Annotated in this window: 13 protein-coding genes; 7 read left to right on the top strand and 6 right to left on the bottom strand. The window is 64.1% G+C overall.

All coding sequences use genetic code 11. From position 1 onward, the window contains the following. Positions 1–46: 46 nt before the first annotated feature. The 6 genes from ACK4R0_RS01125 to ACK4R0_RS01100 form a co-directional block, all read right to left on the bottom strand. Positions 47–1,297 carry a tyrosine-type recombinase/integrase gene (locus tag ACK4R0_RS01125; protein WP_409668963.1) on the bottom strand — a complete coding sequence of 417 codons (1,251 nt, stop codon included), beginning with the start codon at positions 1,295–1,297 and terminating at the stop codon, positions 47–49. A gap of 774 nt (positions 1,298–2,071) precedes the next feature. Beyond that, complete coding sequence (locus ACK4R0_RS01120) at positions 2,072–2,509, bottom strand: thermonuclease family protein (protein ID WP_409668960.1); 438 nt, start codon at positions 2,507–2,509, stop codon at positions 2,072–2,074. A 211-nt stretch (positions 2,510–2,720) separates the two neighbouring features. After that, a complete protein-coding gene (locus ACK4R0_RS01115) occupies positions 2,721–3,626 on the bottom strand; it encodes a hypothetical protein (protein WP_409668957.1) in 906 nt (301 codons plus the stop codon). Positions 3,627–3,634: 8 nt separating this feature from the next. Further along, complete coding sequence (locus ACK4R0_RS01110) at positions 3,635–4,732, bottom strand: hypothetical protein (protein WP_409668954.1); 1,098 nt, start codon at positions 4,730–4,732, stop codon at positions 3,635–3,637. 153 nt (positions 4,733–4,885) lie between these two features. After that, positions 4,886–5,713, bottom strand: a complete 828-nt coding sequence (locus tag ACK4R0_RS01105; protein WP_409668952.1) for a hypothetical protein — start codon at positions 5,711–5,713, stop codon at positions 4,886–4,888. Then, complete coding sequence (locus ACK4R0_RS01100; RefSeq protein WP_409668949.1) at positions 5,710–7,104, bottom strand: hypothetical protein; 1,395 nt, start codon at positions 7,102–7,104, stop codon at positions 5,710–5,712. The genes ACK4R0_RS01105 and ACK4R0_RS01100 overlap by 4 nt, the downstream gene beginning before the upstream one ends. Before the next feature lie 182 nt (positions 7,105–7,286). Between ACK4R0_RS01100 and ACK4R0_RS01095 the strand changes: the two genes are divergently transcribed. The 7 genes from ACK4R0_RS01095 to ACK4R0_RS01065 all read left to right on the top strand — a co-directional run bounded on the left by ACK4R0_RS01095 (position 7,287) and on the right by ACK4R0_RS01065 (position 19,746). Further along, on the top strand, positions 7,287–9,668 hold the full coding sequence (locus ACK4R0_RS01095) for a TerB N-terminal domain-containing protein (RefSeq protein ID WP_409668946.1): 2,382 nt from the start codon (positions 7,287–7,289) through the stop codon (positions 9,666–9,668). Next, positions 9,668–10,972 carry an ATP-binding protein gene (locus tag ACK4R0_RS01090; protein WP_409668944.1) on the top strand — a complete coding sequence of 435 codons (1,305 nt, stop codon included), beginning with the start codon at positions 9,668–9,670 and terminating at the stop codon, positions 10,970–10,972. Before ACK4R0_RS01095 ends, ACK4R0_RS01090 begins: the two co-directional genes overlap by 1 nt. Next, complete coding sequence (locus ACK4R0_RS01085) at positions 10,969–13,173, top strand: DEAD/DEAH box helicase (RefSeq protein ID WP_409668941.1); 2,205 nt, start codon at positions 10,969–10,971, stop codon at positions 13,171–13,173. Before ACK4R0_RS01090 ends, ACK4R0_RS01085 begins: the two co-directional genes overlap by 4 nt. Before the next feature lie 392 nt (positions 13,174–13,565). Next, the gene (locus ACK4R0_RS01080) at positions 13,566–13,937 is read left to right on the top strand and encodes a hypothetical protein (RefSeq protein ID WP_409668938.1); all 372 of its coding nucleotides are present in this window, start codon (positions 13,566–13,568) and stop codon (positions 13,935–13,937) included. Positions 13,938–14,076: 139 nt separating this feature from the next. Continuing rightward, the gene (locus tag ACK4R0_RS01075; RefSeq protein WP_409668935.1) at positions 14,077–15,279 is read left to right on the top strand and encodes a TolC family protein; all 1,203 of its coding nucleotides are present in this window, start codon (positions 14,077–14,079) and stop codon (positions 15,277–15,279) included. Continuing rightward, positions 15,276–16,517 (top strand): efflux RND transporter periplasmic adaptor subunit, encoded by a 1,242-nt coding sequence (locus ACK4R0_RS01070; RefSeq protein ID WP_409668932.1) that lies wholly within the window; start codon positions 15,276–15,278, stop codon positions 16,515–16,517. The genes ACK4R0_RS01075 and ACK4R0_RS01070 overlap by 4 nt, the downstream gene beginning before the upstream one ends. A 25-nt stretch (positions 16,518–16,542) precedes the next feature. Next, on the top strand, positions 16,543–19,746 hold the full coding sequence (locus ACK4R0_RS01065; protein WP_409670848.1) for an efflux RND transporter permease subunit: 3,204 nt from the start codon (positions 16,543–16,545) through the stop codon (positions 19,744–19,746). Positions 19,747–19,770 lie beyond the last annotated feature (24 nt).

Genomic DNA, 19,770 nt, shown 5'->3' with positions numbered 1-19,770 from the left:
TCGCCCCCCAGAACCCGCCATTAAGCCATCGGCCCAGTTGCAGCTTTTAACCTCGAGCTGCCTGTGGAAAATTCGGACGTAAAACCTTTGCTCCGCCCTTGAGCTGATCGAGATGGTCGGACCAATGCTGCATCATACGCACCCGCTCTTCCCAATACTGCCCGCGCGTATAGGCCCTCCGCACGGCGTTAGCTTCTACGTGGGCAAGTTGCCGCTCAATGGCGTCACTGTTCCAGGTTCCCATTTCATTAAGCAATGTGGCTGCCATGGCGCGGAAGCCGTGAGCGGTCATTTCGTCCTTTGTGTAACCCATTCTGCGAAGCGCGCCGTTGATGGTGTTGTCCGACATGGGGCGGTTTACCGACCGCAACGACGGAAAAAGATAGATGCTGTATGCTGCGTCGTGCTCGATCTGGCGCAAGATTTCCAAAGCCTGGCGCGACAATGGCACGGCGTGGGGTCTGCGCATCTTCATCTTGTGCGCAGGGATCGTCCAAACCTTTCGGCCAAAATCGAACTCTGCCCATTCGGCATGGCGAAGCTCGCCGGGGCGGACAAAAACATGGGCGAGGAGCTGCATGGCGATCCGGGTCAGAACGTCGCCCTCATAGTCATCAATTGATCGCAGCAAAGCCCCTGCTTCGTTCGGCGTGGTGATCGCGGCGCGATGCACAACTTTCGGCGTCACCAGCGCCCCACGAAGATCAGCGCACACATCTCGCTCGGCCCGCGCAGTTGCGATGGCAAAGCGGAAAACCTGACTGCAGGTGGTTCGCACGCTGGTTGCGGTATAGTACCGCTTGGTCCGCTCAATTTTCTTGAGTGCAACCAGAACTTCATGGGCAGTGATCTTCGAGATGGGTCGCCGCCCGATGGCCGGAGTCACCAGACCAAGTTGCCACTCGTACTTCTTGATCGATGCAGCAGCTCTCCCCTCAAGCCTGACCTTCTCCAACCATTCGGCTGCCACCAACTCGAAGGAGTTGGACGCCGCAACGCTGTCGGCTATCTTGTCCAGCTTGGCCTGATCAACCGGATCGATGCCGTCAGCGATAAGGCGTCGCGCCTCAATGAGGCGCTGCCTTGCATCTGCCAGACTGACTTCCGGATATCGGCCAAAAGACACCGTCCGCTGGCTACCGAAATGACGGTAGTTCATGCGCCAGTATTTCGTACCGCTGGGCTTCACCAGCAGGTACATTCCGTCTCGATCAGACAGCTTGTAATCGATGGTTTTCGGCTTTGCGCGCGCAACTGAAGCCGCTGTAAGCCCGGGTTTTCTAGCACTTCCCGCCATTGTGATGGACCTTTCGCCAGCAAGTTTTGCTGCAGGTCCATCAAAAACCCCATCAAACGGCTAATGTGCAGGGGAACATTACTGGAACTGCTGGGAAAGCATATCACAAAAAAGCGCTAAAAAACAGCTGCTTAAGCGACGTTTTCGGACCTCCTGAGAGAGGCCTTGGAGCGGTAGAGGGAAACACGGCTCTAAGGTTATGATTTGAAATGGAAAAAAATTATCCAATTTCGATCAATTTAGAGCCCCGAGGGTGGCCCCAGAGCTGTTTTATGGCTCCGGTTAAACGCCGAAAGAGGGAATCTGAGACGTGTTAAGCACCACTGATTCGTCCTTAGCAACAACTTTTTCGAAGGCTGAATTTGAGTGACTCTGGCGGTTGCAGCCAGTCGGCTTTAGGGGTGGCTATGGAGATAGCGGACATCCTCGGCTCCGAAACTTGCCTTGTCGCCATCTTGAGTTACTCGTCCCGTTTTCACTTGCGTTGTCGTTATCGAACACCTTGCCTTTTCGATGCTAAACGAATGTGTAAGGAAAGCCCGACACAAGTCGCGGCTGCTGCTTTCCGAAAGCACGAGCGAGACACATGCGTCTCGTCAATGTCTGGCCGCGCGAGACGCGAGCCGACCGGGCGAACTTCGCGAATCCGATTGTACGAGACAACTGGCTGATCGACCTTGGTAAGTCACAGGATATCGTGACAGTATACCAGGCGTTGCGCTGATCAGCTGCATGGGCAAACCGCCACAAAGCGGGCGCTTGACCCAGCAAGTCTCAGCAAGGGAAACCGCCGTAGCGGATGACTGCCCCGCCGCGCGCGACAAGTTCACAGGACAGGTTGATGCCCTGGTTCGAACAGGATGCCAGCGTCCTGCCATAGCGGTCGGTTCCGGTGCGTACGCATGCGGTATCTCCTGTGCCGGTCAGCGCTTCGAGCATCGCCTTGCTCGCCAGCGGATCGCCCGCGACACACTCTCGCCCCTTGCGGCAATGGCCCGGCATTTCGGGAGCGTCGATCCCCACCAGCCGGATCCGTTCCTCGCCGCAGCGAAGCGTATCGCCATCGGTCACCGAGAGCGGCGTGCATACAAAGTCCCCCGTCTCTCGCAGCGACGGCGGCAGCGAAAGAGGCGGCGGCTGCAACGGCGACAGCGATTGCTCCTCGATGGGCGCAGTCCGCGTAAAGGTGAAGGTCGCGGCGCCAATGAACACGATACCCGCTGCGGTCAGGACGAGGGTGGGAATGATTCTTCCTGCCTTCTGTTTCTCCCGCCTGCGCCGGCCGCTGCGGCGTCGTGTCACGGCCTGCCGCCGAAGAGCGCCTGCCACCAGGGCCGGGGATCGGGAGCCGGGCGCGACCGCCGCGCTTGACGATCGCGTACAGCAGCACGCAGGCGCGCCAGCGCTTGCCCAAGCTCGTCCATTAGCGAACGCCCCCCGGCGAGGCGGCTTCCGCGGTCGAGCGGCGGAGGCGGATTTCGATGCGACGACGGCGCTGATCGCTCGCGCGCGCCGACCCATCGGCCATGCGGTCGACCGGCACGATCATCTGGGCACCAGAGAGCGGCAGGATTGCCGCGCGCGCGAGGCGCGGGTCGGCACGCAGCACCCGCACCACCGCAACAGCCCGCGCCATGGCAAGGCCCGCATTGTCGGTCGAGCGAAGCTCGGCGATAGGAAAGCGCCCTGCGGACGCTGCGACGAGGACTGCGTCGAGGTTGCTCTGGCCGACCATGGGAACTTCGTCGGTGTGCCCGATCACCTCAATCACATCGACGTCATAGTCGACGAGGTTGCGTGCGAGCATCGGCACGACCTTGGCGCTGAGATTGCGCTGGAACTCGGGACGAAGTGTCGCCTTGCCGCTGTCGAAATAATAGCCCCCTGCTTCGCTCAGGCTGACGAAAGGCGGCCATTCGCCGCGCCGCGAGCGATTGGCGTTAGCGGCGAGGTTGCGGGCATATTCGCGCGGATTGTCGACGCCGTCGCGTTCGGCCGCCTGCCGCACGTCGCGTCCGATCCCGGCATCGTCGAGGATCGACTGGCGCACCGCGCCGGGACCTTCGGTCTCGACCTGCTTTCGCACCTCGATGGCGCGGACCAATTCCTTGAAATATTCGTCGTGCGTCTTGGCTTGCGGATAAGAGCGCTGCAATTGCTCAACGAGACGCGACGCCCCACCCTTGTCGAGCGCGTCGATCTGCTGCTCGCGCGTTTGAAGCGCGGCGGCGAGCGCCATCAGCACCACGAAGATCAGGAGGATCATCACCTCGGCCACGGTCAAGCCTAGGATGAGGCCGCGCCGATATTGCTTGTCGTCCTGTCGCATGATGCCCTCTAGCGATCGGAAGCGGAAATCTGGGCGGTTAGTTCGTTCGTCATCTCGACGAGCGCGGACTGCACCTGTCCGACCTTGCTTCGCGATCGCTCGATCTCGACGTCGAGGGCCTCATTATGACGGCGCAGCGACGCAAGTTCGCGCGTGCGCGCCTCGTCGAGATCCTGCAGAAGACGGGCATGGCCTTCAGCATGGTCAGTGATGACACCCTGCCAGGTCGCCAGCGTCTTCGCGAGGACGGCGTCGAGCGCTTCGGCTTTTTTGAGCGGCGCTTCGCCGAGCGCCCCGAGACGCGCTTCGACCAGTGCATCGAAGCGCTCGGCCGCCTGCCCCAAGGCCGCGATCGTCGCGGCGACATTGCTGCCGATCCCCGCCAGCCGTTCGTCGCCGGCCGCCAGGCTTTCTTGGTGATCGCGCAAGGCCTCGGCCGAGGCGGACACTTGGCGCAGCGCATCGGCGGCGGCCGTGCCTGCGCGTTCGATCATATCGAGATTGTCGAATTGCGCCGAGGTCTTACCGGCGATGGCCCCGAGCATATCGGCATGGCCGTCGATCGCCTTCACCAGCCGACCGACCGAGGTCGTTGCCTTGCGAAGCTCGTCGACCGTCTCGGCCGATTGTTCGGTCAAGGTCGTTCTGGCGCCCTCTGCGGCACCGGTCACCGCCTCGCGCGCGCCGGCGGAAACGATCTCGATATCGCTCCGGACCTGGTCTCGAAGCTCGGTGAGATGCTGCTGCGTCTGGATCGCGAAGGTCTGGAAGGCGAGGAGGACGCCGTCGAGTTCGGCGCGCACCGACGCGGCGGTTTCGGTCAGCGCTATTCGGGCATTGTCTTCGGCGGCAGCGAGATCGGGCTGGCCCTGGCTGAAGAATACGCGCAACACGAGCCCCAGCACGGTCGAGACAAGCGCAACGCCAAAGCCCTGCACGATCGTCGTCGCGGTTCGCGCGGGATCGAATGTGAAGATCGCATAGGACAGGCTCGCCAGCGTGAAGACGAGTCCCAGATAATAGCAATTATCGCCGAGCTGGTCGGCACGAAGCTTGAGCTTGGGGCCAAGGCTGACGACGGCGGCATAAGCCAGCATGACCATCATCGCGCCGCCGGCGACCAAAATCGCGTCGACGCCGAAGCGCTTGGCGAGCCAGATCGCGACTGACCCGCCGGTCGCGAACAGGAGAAACGCCCAGCGATCGGCCCACTCGCGATCGCGAAGGCGATCGACCATATCCTGATATTGCCCGAACATTCACCCGCTCACATTATAGAGACGTTCGATCGCACCGCCCTGCTCGCCGATCGCCGCTTCCCACAATGCGGACAGCGCGCGGGGCTGGGTCGTCGAGGCATCGAGGCGCTGGAGCTGCCACAGTTCGACATCGACGCCGCGAAGGTCGGTTCGCACCCGGCGGAAGGCGTCAGAGCGAAGAAAGTCGTCGGACGCCGGTACTGTGTCATAGAAGCTGATGGCGTCCGTATTCTGTAAAAGGTCCGACGCGATGACGAGCCGCTTCGCGATGCCTTCGCGGCCCGCCTTCTGGAATTCGGTGAGCGCGACCGACTGGACCGATTCCATGATCGGCGATTCCGAAGCGCCATTCGCGCGAACGAGGCCCGCAAAGGCCCGGTCGAGAGGCTTGGAAAAACCACTCTCCCATTGCCGCTGGATTTTTGCGGGATTGCCCTTGATCTCGTCGGTGTCCTGCGCGGTGCCCGGGCTGCAGCGGGTGATGACGGGGGCCAGAAGGTTTGAGCCGGTCGAGTCCACACGCATGACGCTGAGCTGCCCATAGCGAGGAATGGAGTTTTTGAGACGTGCGAGCTGGTTCAGGAAATCCTGCTGCTGCGGGCGGTTCATGGGATCGGTAACATCGACGAGCAGGACGGTGATCGATGCGGGCTCCTCGGGACAGAGCGTCTCGGGATCGAGCGAGCGCTGGCCACTGATTGCGGAAAAATAGAAAGCGCCGAACGCGATGATCACCGCGCCGGCGATGCCAAATTGCAAAAGACCCTTGCGCCGCTCCTTCGCCAGACGCTCGTCGGCGCGCGATCTGCGAGGCCGCCGGCTGCTCATGCGTGAAGCCGCGCCTTCAGCGCCTCGAGCGTCTCGAAGCTCTGGACCCCCGCGAGATAGGTATCGGAGATGCCTCGCTGCGCGCTCGCGAGGATATGATCGCCACGCTCGACGTCGGCGGGCTTGATCGCCGCCTCGGGCGTCGGCGGGATCAGCGGCGGCGCGAGTGAAAAGCCGCTTTCGAAATGGGCCGGCGGGGGCGTTGATCGCGCCGCCCGGTTGCGATCGCGATAGATGGCGAGAAGCTGCCGACCCGCCTGTTCGAGCTCGGCATGGTAGCGGGCGAGGCGCTGCGCGAAGGCGTTGCGCCCGGTGACCGCCCGCGACTGGTCGGCAAGCTGCCGCGCGAGCCCGGTGCGGATATCGGTAAAACCTTCGCTTGCGTCGTCGTGGAGCGCGCGCAGTTCGTCCGAGGCGGCCTCGATTTCTCCGGCATAATCGGCGCATCGCCGCTCATGCTCGCGCCACACGTCGGCGTAACCGGGAAAGGGATCGCGCATCCGATAAGCGGCGATTGAGGCGATTATCGCGAAAATGATGCCGAGGATCAGCAGCCCCCAGGAATAGATGCTCGCCGGCAGCTGGGTCATCATGCCGACCGCGGCGAATTCAGGGGCCTCAACACCAGAGACCTTGGCGTCGCGATAATGGGCGGCGAAGAGGTTCCACAGGAGGAGGAACAGACCCCACACGGCGCTGAGCGCGACGAAGACCGGCCATGCTCGCGACCGCAGGTTCAGCTGCGGCAGGATATTGCGACCAGCGAACACCGCGACGCCGATATTGATGCCGCCGACGACAGCCGCAGCGCCGATCCCCCCGAGAAGCCCGAAATCGTCGTTCTGACGCAGCAGCATCGAGTTGGCGGCGGTCTCGACGATCCAGGTCAGGAGGATGGTGCCATAGGTGAGGACTAGCGAGGGAGAAAGATTGGCGGGCCGGTGAAGCTTGTGGTCGCGCTGGAAGGCCAGCAGCTGCCGATAGCTTTGCGCAACCGCGTCGCGCGCGGTCGTCAGGCGCATGGTCGCCTGCGCGACCTCGGCCTTGATCTGGCTCTCGGTCTGGATCGCCGAGGATTCGATGGTCGGCAGCTGGGTCAGCAGCGACAGGTTCGAGATACGCTGGTCGCAGGCGAGGAACCATCGATCGGCCTCGGCCGCCGCTTCCTGCCAGGCGCGCGATACCCGGTTCGAAATCTCCAGTTCGACCGCGTCCCTCCCCCCCGCATCGCTCGCAGGAAGATCCTGCGCGCCATTTTCGGCGCCGCGCTCCCCAAGCCGCAGGTCACTTGCAACGCCATTGACGTCGAAATGAAGGAAAGGATTGTCGATCGTCGCCTCGAAAGAGGTCGAACGCGCAAGCGCCTTTCTTATTGCCGATACCGCCCCCATCCCCCCGGAATGCCCTGCAACGCATCTTGATTCAAGACCATCCGGTCAATTCGGAGAAGATATTCGACGAACGCTCGAAGTCAGGGCCTTCTTTCCCCCACTAAATGACAGTAGGGAGGACGCGGGCAATTTATCTGGGGGTGTGCGTTTTGAAACTGAGCCGCTGGATCCTTTTCTATATCTTGTACTATATCATCTGCCTCATCGTGGCGGCGGTCGCTCTGGACCACCTGTCGGAGGGGATGCGGGCGTTTTTCATCCTTCTGATGCCGGTGGTCCTCGTCTGGTGGCAGGAGAGGCGCCGCAGCACAAAGACGTTGAAGCCTGCTCCCGCGCCCCTTGCCGCGACCGCTACGCCGGTCGGAACTCCGTCATTGGAGGAGAAGCCCGCCCTTCCCTACCTGCAGCAGGAAGCCTCGGCACGCACCGCGGGGGCCGCCATATTCACGCCCAGCCCCGTCCGGCCATCGCGGTCGCACCAAGGTTGGCTCATCGAGGGCCAAACGATCGTCATCGCGGGGCGCGACATCGGCGGCATGATCTATGTCGGCACGCCGCCGCAGCTGACGACGCGCGGTTTTGCCGAGAAATGCCGCGCCTATATCGACCCCGCCCTTTCCGTGGCGCCCGCCAGTACGGATCCGGCGGGTCACGGCCTATCCTATTGGCCGGGATATTCGACGATCTCGTCGGTCTGCCGGGCGAGCTATCTCGACTGGCTGGCGGGCGGCCGCTCCGACGGAACGGTAAATCCGGGTTATATGTTTCTTTATTTCTACGGGCTGGAACGGCGTTTCTTCATCGACGATCCTACGCCCGAGGAAAAGCAGCTTATCGTCGCCGAGGTCGAGCGGTTGAAATCGCTCTTCGCCGGCAATCACTCGGCGCAGCGCTATCTCGGTGAGTTCCTCGATCTCGCGCGCATTTCGGCGGCGGGCAAGCTCTCGACCGATGATGCGACGCTCCGGCAGTCGATTCTCGACAATCGCGGCTGGGATCTGCCGCTGACACTCAAGATTGCGATCGGCGGCGCGATCGCCAATGGCGATACGCTCAGCGCCGACTGGCTCTATGTCTGGTTCCTCTGCCATTATGAAAAACGCCTTCGAACGCCGGCGCAGCGCTGCGAACCCGAATTTCGCGCACTGTTCCGCCATAAGTTCGATATGCGATTTCCGGATGGCATGACGGTGACGAAACCGCGCACCAAGCTCGACTATCGCTACCAAGCCGCATCAGGCGAATTTGGCGGAAGTGTTAGGCTGTCGGCGAACGACAAGCCAATCCTAGACATTTCGGGCCTGCGCAAGCCGATCGAGATCGCCCAAGAGATCGCCAACGAGGCGATGGATGAACTCGACAAGCTAAGCCGCTATCTCGGTCGCAACCCGGAGGGCCGCGGCAGCCTCGAAGGGCATGCGCTTCTCCCCGCGAAGCTCCGCCCGCTCTTCCCGTCGAGTGAGATGGACGCGCTAAGGGACTGGATCGCGGCACGTATCGCCGAGGGCGGGCTCGTACCGGTCACCGGGCTTCTGGCGCGGCTAGAGGGTGCAAACAGCGAAACGGCCAGCAAACGGCAGCTCACCGGCGCGGCCGACGCGCTCGCCCGCCTCGGCTATGGCATGGCGCCCGACCCCCGCCATTCCTTGCGCGCGCCGAGGTTAGACGAACCCGTTGTCCTGTTCGATCTTGGCGACGCGATCGAACAACTCGAAAATGTTTCGGATGCCTATCTCTTGCTGCTCTTCGAGATCGCACTCGCAACCCTGATCGCCCAGTCGGACAAGAAACTTGTCGAAGCCGAACGGCGGAGTCTCAGGGCGAAAGTCTCGAACGCGGCGCTTATCAGCGACAGCGAGCGCCGCGCTCTCGCCGCCAATCTCGACTGGTATTTCGCGGTGCCGCCCGACATGGCGCTGCTGCGCGGGAAGCTCAAGCAGGTCGACGCCGAGCATCATGTGGCGCTGCGCGCGGCGCTGGTGACGATCGCGCATGCCGACAGCGTCATCCAGCCCGAGGAGGTCGCGACCATCGAGAAAGTCTATCTCGCGCTCGGCCTCGACCCCGGACTCGTCTATTCGGACCTCCATGCCGGCAGCGCCGACGACGGACCGGTGCGCGTCAAGGCGGCCGAGCCCGGAGCGCCGGGCGAGCTCATCCCAGGCGAGGCGGTCGTGAAGGGCGCGCGTCTCGATGCCCAGCGAATCGCAGCAATTCGGACCGACACCCAGCGCGTGTCGACGGTGCTCGGCGATATTTTCGCCGCCGAAGCCGACCACTCGCCCAATTCCCCCTCGCCGGTGGCCGCAGCGCAGTGGAGCGGACTGGATGCCCGGCACCAGCAGTTCGCCGAGCAGCTCGTCGCGCGCGCGCATTGGAACGAAGAGGATTTCGCACAGCTGGCGGGGGAGCATGGTCTCATGCCTTCAGGAGCGCTCGAGACGATCAACGAATGGTCATTCGACCGGTTCGAAGAGGCGCTTCTCGATGCATATGAGGGATACGATGTTGCGCAGGAGATCGCCGGGATCCTCCGCTCCAACGCTGTAAAGGAGATGAGCTGATGGCCGACCTCAAGCCGCGCGAGCGCGATGCAATCGTCCAGGCGCTGCGCGCGGGCGTCGTGCCCAAATTGGGTCTGCGTCATATCCAGGTCGGGCGCGCGCGCGAAATCGAGGAGCTGGTGCGCGACATCGACCGGATCGCCGACGGCGGATCGGCGATCCGTTTCATCATCGGCGAATATGGCTCGGGCAAGACCTTCTTCCTGAACCTTATTCGGCTGGTCGCGCTCGAAAAGGGACTCGTCGTGATGTTCGCCGATCTCGCCCCCGATCGCCGCATCCATGCGAGCGGCGGACAGGCGCGCGGTCTTTACGCGGAGATGGCGCGCAATCTCGCGACGCGCACCAAGCCCGACGGCGGCGCGCTCGCTAGCGTTGTTGAGCGCTTCGTCGCGAAGGCGCAGCAGGATGGCGAGGCCGAGGACCGCTCGGCGGGCGAGATGATCCGCGAGCGCCTCGCGCATCTCGAGGAGCTGACCGGCGGCTTCGATTTCGCCGAAGTGGTGCGGCGCTATTGGGAGGGGCATGACAGCGGTGACGAGGAGCTCAAATCCGCTGCGCTGCGCTGGCTGCGCGGCGAGTTTGCGACCCGGACCGATGCGAGGAAGGCACTCGGCGTGCGCACCATCGTGGACGACGCGAGCGTCTATGATCATCTCAAGCTGATGTCGGCCTTCGTTACGAGCGCGGGCTACAAGGGGTTGCTCGTCGGGCTCGACGAGATGGTCAATCTGTTCAAGCTCAGCAGCGCGCAGGCACGCAACGCCAATTATGAGCAAATCCTGCGCATCCTCAACGATGTGCTGCAAGGCAGTGCCGCGCATCTTGGCTTCCTCATGGGCGGCACCCCCGAGTTTCTGATGAACACGCGGCGCGGGCTTTACAGCTATGAGGCACTGCAATCGAGGCTTGCCGAAAACAGCTTTGCGCGAGATGGGCTGGTCGATCTCTCGGGCCCGGTCGTCCGCCTCGCCAATCTGACCCCCGAGGATCTGTTCGTGCTGCTCGCGAACATCCGCGAGATCATGCAGCCCGGCCCCGACCCATTGCCCGACGAAGCGCTCGAGGCCTTCATGGCGCATTGCTCCGACCGAATCGGCGAGGCCTATTTCCGGACCCCGCGCAACACCGTCACCGCCTTCGTCAATCTGCTCGCGGTGCTCGCGCAGAATCCGGGCGTCACCTGGCCGGATCTGGTCGAGGCGCTCGATATCGGCGCGGATGCGGGCGACGATATGAGCGATGTCGATGAGGCGATCGGGGCGGAGCCCGCCAGCGAGGAACTGGCCAGCTTTCGGCTGTGAAAGCGGCGTTCGACCGGCTGGCACGGCCGATCCAGAAATGGATCCGGGACCAGGGCTGGCGCGAGCTGCGCGAGATCCAGTCGCGCGCCGTGCATATCCTTCTGGAGTCGGACGCCGATGTCATCGTGGCCGCGAGCACCGCAGGCGGCAAGACCGAGGCGGCCTTCCTGCCGCTGCTTTCGCAACTGCTCGACGATCCGAGTGATGCACCGGGTTTCGACATCCTTTATATCGCACCGCTTAAGGCACTCATCACCGACCAGGCGCGCCGGCTGGGCGACATCTGCGACCAAGCCGGCATCGTTGTCACGCCCTGGCATGGCGATGTCTCGAGCGGGGTCAAGACGCGCGCGCTCAAATACCCCAAGGGCGTGCTGCTCATCACCCCGGAATCGCTGGAAGCCCTGTTCATCCGGCGCGGGCTCGAGATCGCGCGGCTTTTCGCATCGACGCGAGCCGTCGTGATCGACGAACTGCACAGCGTTCTCGACAGCGAGCGCGGTGTGCAGATGCGCTCGCTCCTCACGCGCCTCGAGCTTGTGCTCAAGCGTCCGATCCGCCGGATTGGTCTGTCGGCCACGCTCGGCGACATGGCGCTCGCCCGCCATTACCTACGGCCCGACCGGGCCGGTGCGGTCGAGCTGATCGAGGCCAAGGGCGGCGGCGCGGAGCTGCGACTCCAGCTGCGCGGCTATCTCCAAGGAAGCGACGAGGACAAGACGCCGCCGGTCACCGATGCGATCGCCAATCATCTTTTCGCCCATTTGAGAGGGAGCGACAATCTCGTCTTCGCTGGGTCGCGGCAAGCTGTCGAAATCTACGCCGACCGGCTTCGCTCGCTCTGCGAGGCGGCGCATCTGCCCCAGGAATTCTATCCGCATCACGCCAGCCTCGCGCGCGAGCACCGGGATTTTGTGGAGCGCCGCCTCAAGGATGGGGCACTGCCTACAACGGCGATCTGCACATCGACGCTCGAGCTCGGCATCGACATCGGCGATGTGGCCTGCGTCGCGCAGATCGGCGCGCCCTTCAGCGTGGCGTCCTGCCGACAACGGCTCGGGCGATCGGGACGACGCGAGGGAAGGCCCGCGGTTCTTCGTCAATATGCGGTAGAGGCCAAGGTTAGCGCGAAAAGCAATTTCTCCGACCGGCTACGGCTCGGCCTGCTGCGGTCGATCGCGGCGATCGAGCTGCTCCTCGAGGGCTGGTGCGAGCCCCCGCGGCGAGACACGCTGCATCTCTCGACGCTGGTACACCAGATACTCTCGCTCATCGCCGAACGGGGCGGCGCGCGCGCCGACCATCTGTATGCCATTCTTTGCCGCGAGGGACCGTTCAGGCAAGTCGAGCCGGCGGTCTTCGCCGATGTGTTGCGCGCCATGGGAGGCCCTGAGACCCGGCTTGTCGAACAGGCGGCGGGCGGTTTGCTTCTCCTCGGACCGGAGGGCGAAAAGCTCGTCGACCATTATAGTTTCTACGCGGTGTTTCAGACGCCGGAGGAGTATCGCCTCGTCGCCGCGGGACGCGAGCTCGGAACATTGCCGATCGACAATCTCGTCGCGCCGGGCATGTTGCTCATCTTTTCCGGTCGCCGGTGGCAGGTCCTCGAAGTTCATGACCGGGACCGGGTGATTCTCGTCGAGCCGGCAGCGGCGGGGGTCCCGCCGATATTCGGCGGCGACCCTGGGCATGTCCATGACAGAGTCATCGAGCGCTTGGTCTCGCTGCTCGAGAGCGACCATCTTCCCATCTATCTGGACGAGGGCGCCAGGGAGTTGCTCGCCGAGGCGCGCGCCAACTATGGGCGTCTCGATTTCGGGACGGCTCGGATCTCCTGGCTCGGCGAAAATGCCGCGATCCTTGCCACCCGCGCCGGAACGCTCAAGACGATGACGCTGGCGCTCGCCTTGCGCGGGCGCGGTTTCACCGTCCAGACGCACGATGGCTTTCTCGAAGTGTTCGGCAGCGAGACCGCTCCGCCGCTCGAAGAGGCGCTCGCCGCGCTCGCAGCAGGCCGGGAGGTCGACCTTTTCGTCCACAGCCCCAGCCTTCTCTTTGAGAAATTCCATCCTTATCTTACGGATCCCTTGCTGAAGCTAGACGCGTTGTCCGCCCGTCTCGACGCCGGAGCGCTTGCCGGCCTCTGCCGACAACTTCTCCATGTCCCGCAAGCAGAACCCGTCCAGACGGGTAGCGCCTAGCCCGTCGTCGCGATCCGAGTTCCGATCCCATAGGAACCCAGCGCGGAATCGGCGCCGCCGGGCCAATAGGATATCGGGCCGAAATTCTCGCGACGCTGGTCGATGCGTCCGAAGATCGGCGGTGGCCCCTGGGCGATCTCGATCCCGTCGAGGCGGCCAGCTGCTTCGATCGACCAATTGCGGGTATTGGAAGTTGCGCCAAACCGCGCACCGCGGGACCTGGCCGTTAGGAGAAATTCCGCTTTGCGGCGCGGACGGGGCTGTTCCAGACATTCCGACTTTTAAATCGCCGCTGCTTGTCAATCGCCACACCCGCGATTACACGCTGAGCCGTGACGAACCCTCTCGCTTCTGCCAAGGATCGCCTAACAGGCGCGCTCTGCGTTGCGCTCATGCTTTTCTATGCAGCGACAATTCCGGCCAAAGCGGCCAATCAGATTCAGCACGCTCCGGGCCTGATGACCGCGCACGACCATGATGCCCCGACCAGTTTCTCGGTCGATACCGTCCACGATAACGATGACGCGCACGCCGAGCATCATAAAGACACCTCAGGTAGCAAGGACGAGCCCGGCGATCGCGCCGGTGGCAGTCATCATCATCATGGCGACAGCGGACCCAATCTGCTCGTCCCCGAAGCCGCCGCGGGCCACGCCACGATTTTGCGTGTCAGCCTTCACCAGGCTATTCGCGAGCGACATATTGTCGGGCTGCGATCGCCCGGGCCCGAACGACCTCCCAGAAGCGTCACGCTGACCGTTTGAGTTCCCGTGCCCTCGCGGCGCGGGATGTTTTCACGCCTTTCAGCGAGGCCGTTATCTCATGTTTTCCTTTCCTCGTGCGCGCTCCGGCGCGCGTGCCGCGCGTAGAGCCATGCTCTGCGGGACGGTCCTGCTCGTCCTCGTGGCGCAGCCTGCATCGGCGCAAACTCTGGGTCTCGACGAAGCGCTGTCGCGCGTCGCAACGAGCGATCCCGCCATTGCCGCCAATGCCGCGCGTCTCGAAGCCGCCGACGCCGCCATATTGCAGGCCGACGTCCGTCCGCGCGATGTCGTCGGGGTCGACTTCGAGGATTTCGCGGGGACCGGGCCTTATTCGCCGCTGAACCGCCAGCAATTGACCGCATGGTACGAGCGGACCTGGGAACGCGGCGGCAAGCGCGCGGCGCGGATCGGTGCGGCGCGGGCCGATGTCGCGATCGTCGCGGCGCAGAACCGCGTCCGCTTTCTCGATCGCCTCGCGCGCGTGCAGGCGGCGTGGGTCGAGGCGCTGGCGGCCGAGGCCGCGATCCCGGTCGCCGAGGCGCGGCTTTCCGATCTCCAGCGCGTCGAACTCGATGTGGTGAAGCGCGTCACCGGCGCGCTCGATCCCTGGTTCGCGGCCGAGCGCGCGCGGACCAATGTCGCGCAGGCTGAAATCGCACTTGAGCAGGCGCGCGAAAGTGCACGGAACGCGCGCAATAATCTCGCGGCATGGTGGGGTGGAAGCGGCGACTTCAAGCTCGACCCCGCCATTTTCGAGACGCTCGATCTCGCCGTGCCGCCCAAGGAAAATTCGGCCGACGTCGCGATCCTCGCGGCCGAACTCGCGGCCGCCGACGCCAAGGTGAGGCTCGCCGAGACCGGCAATGTCGCCGATCCGAGCGGGCGGGTCGGCCTTCGCCACTTCGGCGACGGCAATGACCTCGCCATCATGGTCGGGGGCTCGATCCCGCTCGGCACCAAAAATGCCAATCGCGGCAATGTGACGCGGGCGCAGGCCGAGAAGCGCGCCATCGAAGCCGATGTCGCAGTGACGCGGGTCGAGATCGAGCGCGAGATCGGCAAGATTGTCGCGGATCGGCAGCTCATTGCGTCCGAGGTCAAGCGCATCGATGCCGAAGTGCTGCCCAGCGCGACGCGCGCGGTGCGGCTGATCCGCGACGGGCTGGCGCGCGGCGGCACGGCCTTCACCTTCCTCGAATTTTCGCAGGCACAAGCTGCGGCCTCCGACGCGCGCGCACGGCGGATCGAGCTGCTGCGCCGCTTTCACCTTCTCGGGGTTCGGCTCGACCGTTTGACCGGCCGCCACACACCCCTGCTTGCCAAAATGGAGACGATACGATGACCAAATATCTGCTCAGGGCGGCGTCGGTCATCGCCCTCGCTTTGCTCACTGGTTGCGGCGACAGCGGCACGGAGAACAAGGAAACCACAGCGGCGAAGGCCGGCGAATATGAGCGCGGCCCGCACCGCGGCCGGATGCTGCGCGACGGCGATTTTGCGCTGGAGGTCACCATTTTCGAAGATGGCGTCGATCCCGAATTTCGCGTTTACGCCTATCGGAACGACAAGCCGGTCAAACCCTCGGACGTCAAGCTGACGATCGAGCTCGGCCGCCTCGGCGGCAAGGTCGATCGCTTCAGCTTTACCCCGCAGGAGGATTTCCTGCGCGGCAGCGGGGTGGTCACCGAACCACACAGCTTCGACGTTCGCGTCGCGGCGTCGACAAGCGGCCGCAATCACAAATGGGCCTATCAATCCTATGAAGGTCGCACGGTGATCGCCCCCGAAGCCGCCAAGGCGGGCGGGGTCACGGTCGAGGCCGCAGGACCGGCAACAGTCAGCGACCTCATCGACATGGGCGGCCGGATCGAGATCACGCCCGAAGGAAAGGCTGACGTCCGCGCGCGGCTGCCAGGCCTGATCGTGTCGCTGAACGGCAAGCTCGGTCAGCAGGTGCGGCGGGGTCAGGTGCTCGCACGGGTGGAATCGAGCCATTCGCTCCAGATTTATACGGTGCCCGCCCCGATCAGCGGCACGATTGTCGAGAAAAATGTCAATGTCGGCGACACGACCGGCGACCGCGCGCTGTTCGTGATCGCCGACCCGACCAAGCTTCACGCCGAATTCTTCGTCTATCCGCGCGATGCCGAACGGGTGCGGGTCGGCCAGCCGGTGAGCCTCAAAAGCCTGTCGGGCGAAGCGCGCTTCCAGGCCGAGGTCGAAGCGGTGCTGCCGACGGCGGATGTCGCCAGCCAGACGATGCTCGCGCATGTTCATCTGCCACCGGTTGCATCGCGCGAGTTCCGGCCCGGCATGGGCGTGGAAGGCAGCTTTGCCGTGTCGCAAGCAAATGTCCCGCTCGCGGTGCGGACCAAGGCGATCCAGCGCTTCCGCGACTTCGAGGTCGTCTTTGCCAAGGTCGGCAACACCTATGAGGTACGGATGCTCGAAATCGGACGTCGGACCCCCGAGTGGACCGAAGTGCTCGGCGGACTCGCGCCGGGCGAGGTCTATGTCGTCGATGGCGCTTTCCTGATCCGCGCCGACATCGAGAAGTCGGGGGCCAGCCATGACCATTGATCCCGCCTCACCGGGTAAACTCCCTTTGCTTGAACGGCTGATCGCGGCCGCGATCCAGTTTCGCTGGGCAGTCCTTGCCGCCGTCCTGCTCGTTTGCGCGATTGGCATCTGGAGCTTTCAGCGCCTCCCGATCGATGCCACCCCCGACATCACCAACGTCCAGGTCCAGATCAATAGCGAAGCGGCGGGCTTTTCGCCGCTCGAAGCCGAGCAGCGCGTCACCTTCCCGGTCGAGACGGCCATCGCCGGCCTGCCGGGGCTGCAATACACCCGCTCGGTATCGCGCTATGGTCTCTCCCAGGTCACTGCGGTGTTCGAAGATGGCACGAGCATCTATTTCGCTCGCCAGCTCATCAACGAACGGCTGCAATCGGCACGCGAGCAACTCCCGCCCGGTGTCACCCCTGAAATGGGGCCGATCGCGACCGGGCTCGGCGAGATCTTCATGTATACGCTGGAGGCCGAGCCGGGGGCGAAGAAGCCCGATGGCAGTGCTTATACCCCCGAGGATTTGCGCACCTTGCAGGACTGGGTGATCCGGCCGCAGCTGCGCAACACGCCGGGGGTGACCGAGGTCAACAGCATCGGCGGCTTCGAGCGCCAATATCATGTGACCCCGATCCCGGCGCGGCTCTCGGCCTATGGACTGACACTCGGCGATGTCGTGCAGGCGCTCGAACGCAACAATGATAATCGCGGCGCGGGCTATGTCGAACGCCATGGCGAGCAATATCTCGTCCGCACGCCGGGACAGGCCGCCGGCATAGACGAACTCGGGATGATCATCGTCAGCAACCGGAACGGCGTGCCGATCCGCGTCGCCGACGTCGCCGACATCGGCATGGGCGAGGAACTGCGCACCGGCGCCGCGACCGAAAATGGCAAGGAGGTCGTGCTCGGCACGGTGTTCATGCTCGCGGGCGAGAACAGCCGCATCGTTGCGCGCGCCGCCGCCGAGCGGCTCGAAGAAGCGGCGAAGGCGTTGCCCGCCGGGGTCAAGGCAACTCCCATCTATGACCGCACCGATCTTGTCGAACGCGCGATCTGGACCGTCGAGAAGAATCTGATCGAAGGCGCGCTGCTCGTCATCGTCGTGCTGTTCCTGCTGCTCGGCAACGTCCGCGCCGCGTTGATCACGGCCGCGGTCATCCCGATCACGATGTTGATGACGATTACCGGGATGGTGCGCGGCGGGGTGTCCGGCAATTTGATGAGCCTCGGCGCGCTCGACTTCGGGCTGATCGTCGATGGCGCGGTCATCATTGTCGAAAACTGCCTCCGCCGCTTCGGCGAGGCACAGCACCGCCTCGGTCGCCTGCTCGACCGTGAGGAGCGCTTCAAGCTTGCCGCAACGGCAACGTCTGAGGTGATCCGCCCATCGCTGTTCGGGATGCTGATCATCGCGCTCGTCTATGTGCCGATCTTTGCGCTCACCGGGGTCGAGGGCAAGATGTTCCACCCGATGGCGATCACCGTCGTGATGGCGCTGACCGCGGCGCTGATCCTGTCGCTGACCTTCGTGCCCGCAGCCGTCGCGCTGTTCGTCACCGGCAAGGTCGAGGAGAAGGAAAGCCGGTTGATGGGCTGGGCGCGGCGCCTCTATGCGCCCGCGCTCGACAAGGCGATGCGGCTTCGGGCCGCGTTCGTTGCCGGCGCGGTTGCACTCGTCCTGATCTCCGGGTTCGCCGCAAGCCGGATGGGCTCGGAGTTCATCCCGAACCTCGACGAGGGCGATATCGCGCTCCACGCGCTTCGCATTCCCGGCACCAGCCTCAGTCAGGCCGTCGCGATGCAGGCCACGCTTGAAGCGCGGATCAAACAATTCCCCGAGGTTGACCGGGTGGTGGCGAAGATCGGCACGGCGGAAGTCGCGACCGATCCGATGCCCCCGTCGGTCGCCGACACCTTCATCATCATGAAGGATCGCGCCGACTGGCCTTATCCCCGAAAACCCAAGGCACAGCTGGTCCGCGAAATGCAGGCCGCCGTGGAGCAAATCCCGGGCAATAATTACGAGTTCACGCAGCCGATCCAGATGCGGTTCAACGAACTATTGTCCGGGGTGCGCGCCGACGTCGCGGTCAAAGTCTTCGGCGACGATCTCGATCGTTTGCTCGAAGTGGGCGAGCAGATCGAGGGCATCGCCGCCGGAGTTGCAGGCGCGCAGGATGTCGGACTCGAACAGGTGACCGGCCTGCCGACCTTGCAAATCACCCCCGACCGGAACGCGCTTGCCCGCTTTGGTCTCAACGTCGGCGACATCCAGGATGTCGTCGCGGTGTCGATCGGCGGGGTTCAGGCCGGGCAGATTTTCGAAGGCGATCGCCGTTTCCCGATCATCGTCCGCCTGCCTGAGAACGTCCGCGAGCGGGTTGACGAGATCGGGAGGTTACGCATCCCGCTTCCCGCCATCGGTCCGTCGGCCGACGTAACGATGGGAGCGGCGCCCGGTGCCGGGCTGCGCGGTTTCGTGCCGCTCGCCGATGTCGCGAAGGTCGAGGTCGTGATCGGCCCCAACCAGATCAGCCGCGAGGACGGCAAGCGCCGCGTCGTCGTGACCGCGAATGTGCGCGACCGCGATCTTGGCTCGTTCATCGAGGAGCTTCAGGCCAAGGTCGATGCCGAGGTCGAGGTGCCACCCGGATATTGGGTCGCTTATGGCGGCACGTTCGAGCAGCTGATCTCGGCGGCAAAGCGTCTGCAAGTCGTCGTACCCGCCGCGCTGCTGCTGATCTTCGGTCTCCTCTTCGCGCTCTTCCGCTCAGCCCGGGATGCGGCGGTCGTCTTTTCGGGGGTGCCGCTCGCGCTCACCGGAGGCGTCGCCGCGCTGCTCATCCGCGACATGCCGCTATCGATCTCGGCCGGGGTGGGCTTCATCGCACTTTCGGGCGTGGCGGTGCTCAACGGTGTCGTGATGCTCAGCTTCATCCGCCAGCTTCGCGAAGGCGGCAGCGGACTGGAGGAGGCAATCCGCGAGGGCGCACTGACGCGCCTTCGTCCGGTGCTGATGACCGCGCTGGTCGCGAGCCTCGGCTTCGTGCCGATGGCGTTCAACGTCGGCGCCGGCGCCGAGGTCCAAAGGCCGCTCGCGACCGTGGTGATCGGCGGCATCGTCTCCTCGACGATCCTGACCCTCCTCGTGCTGCCCGCGCTCTACCGCATGGTCCACGGACGCGGGGCGCAAAACCAGACAACCGAGCCCCCAGCGGCCCGGCCTTTACCGGCCTGACCGCTCGCCCCGCGCATCCTAGCG

This window comes from Blastomonas sp. (genome assembly GCF_046294995.1).
Lineage (GTDB): Bacteria > Pseudomonadota > Alphaproteobacteria > Sphingomonadales > Sphingomonadaceae > Blastomonas.
Note: the sequence above shows the minus strand (reverse complement) of the source record. Positions and strands in the feature narration are given on the sequence as shown.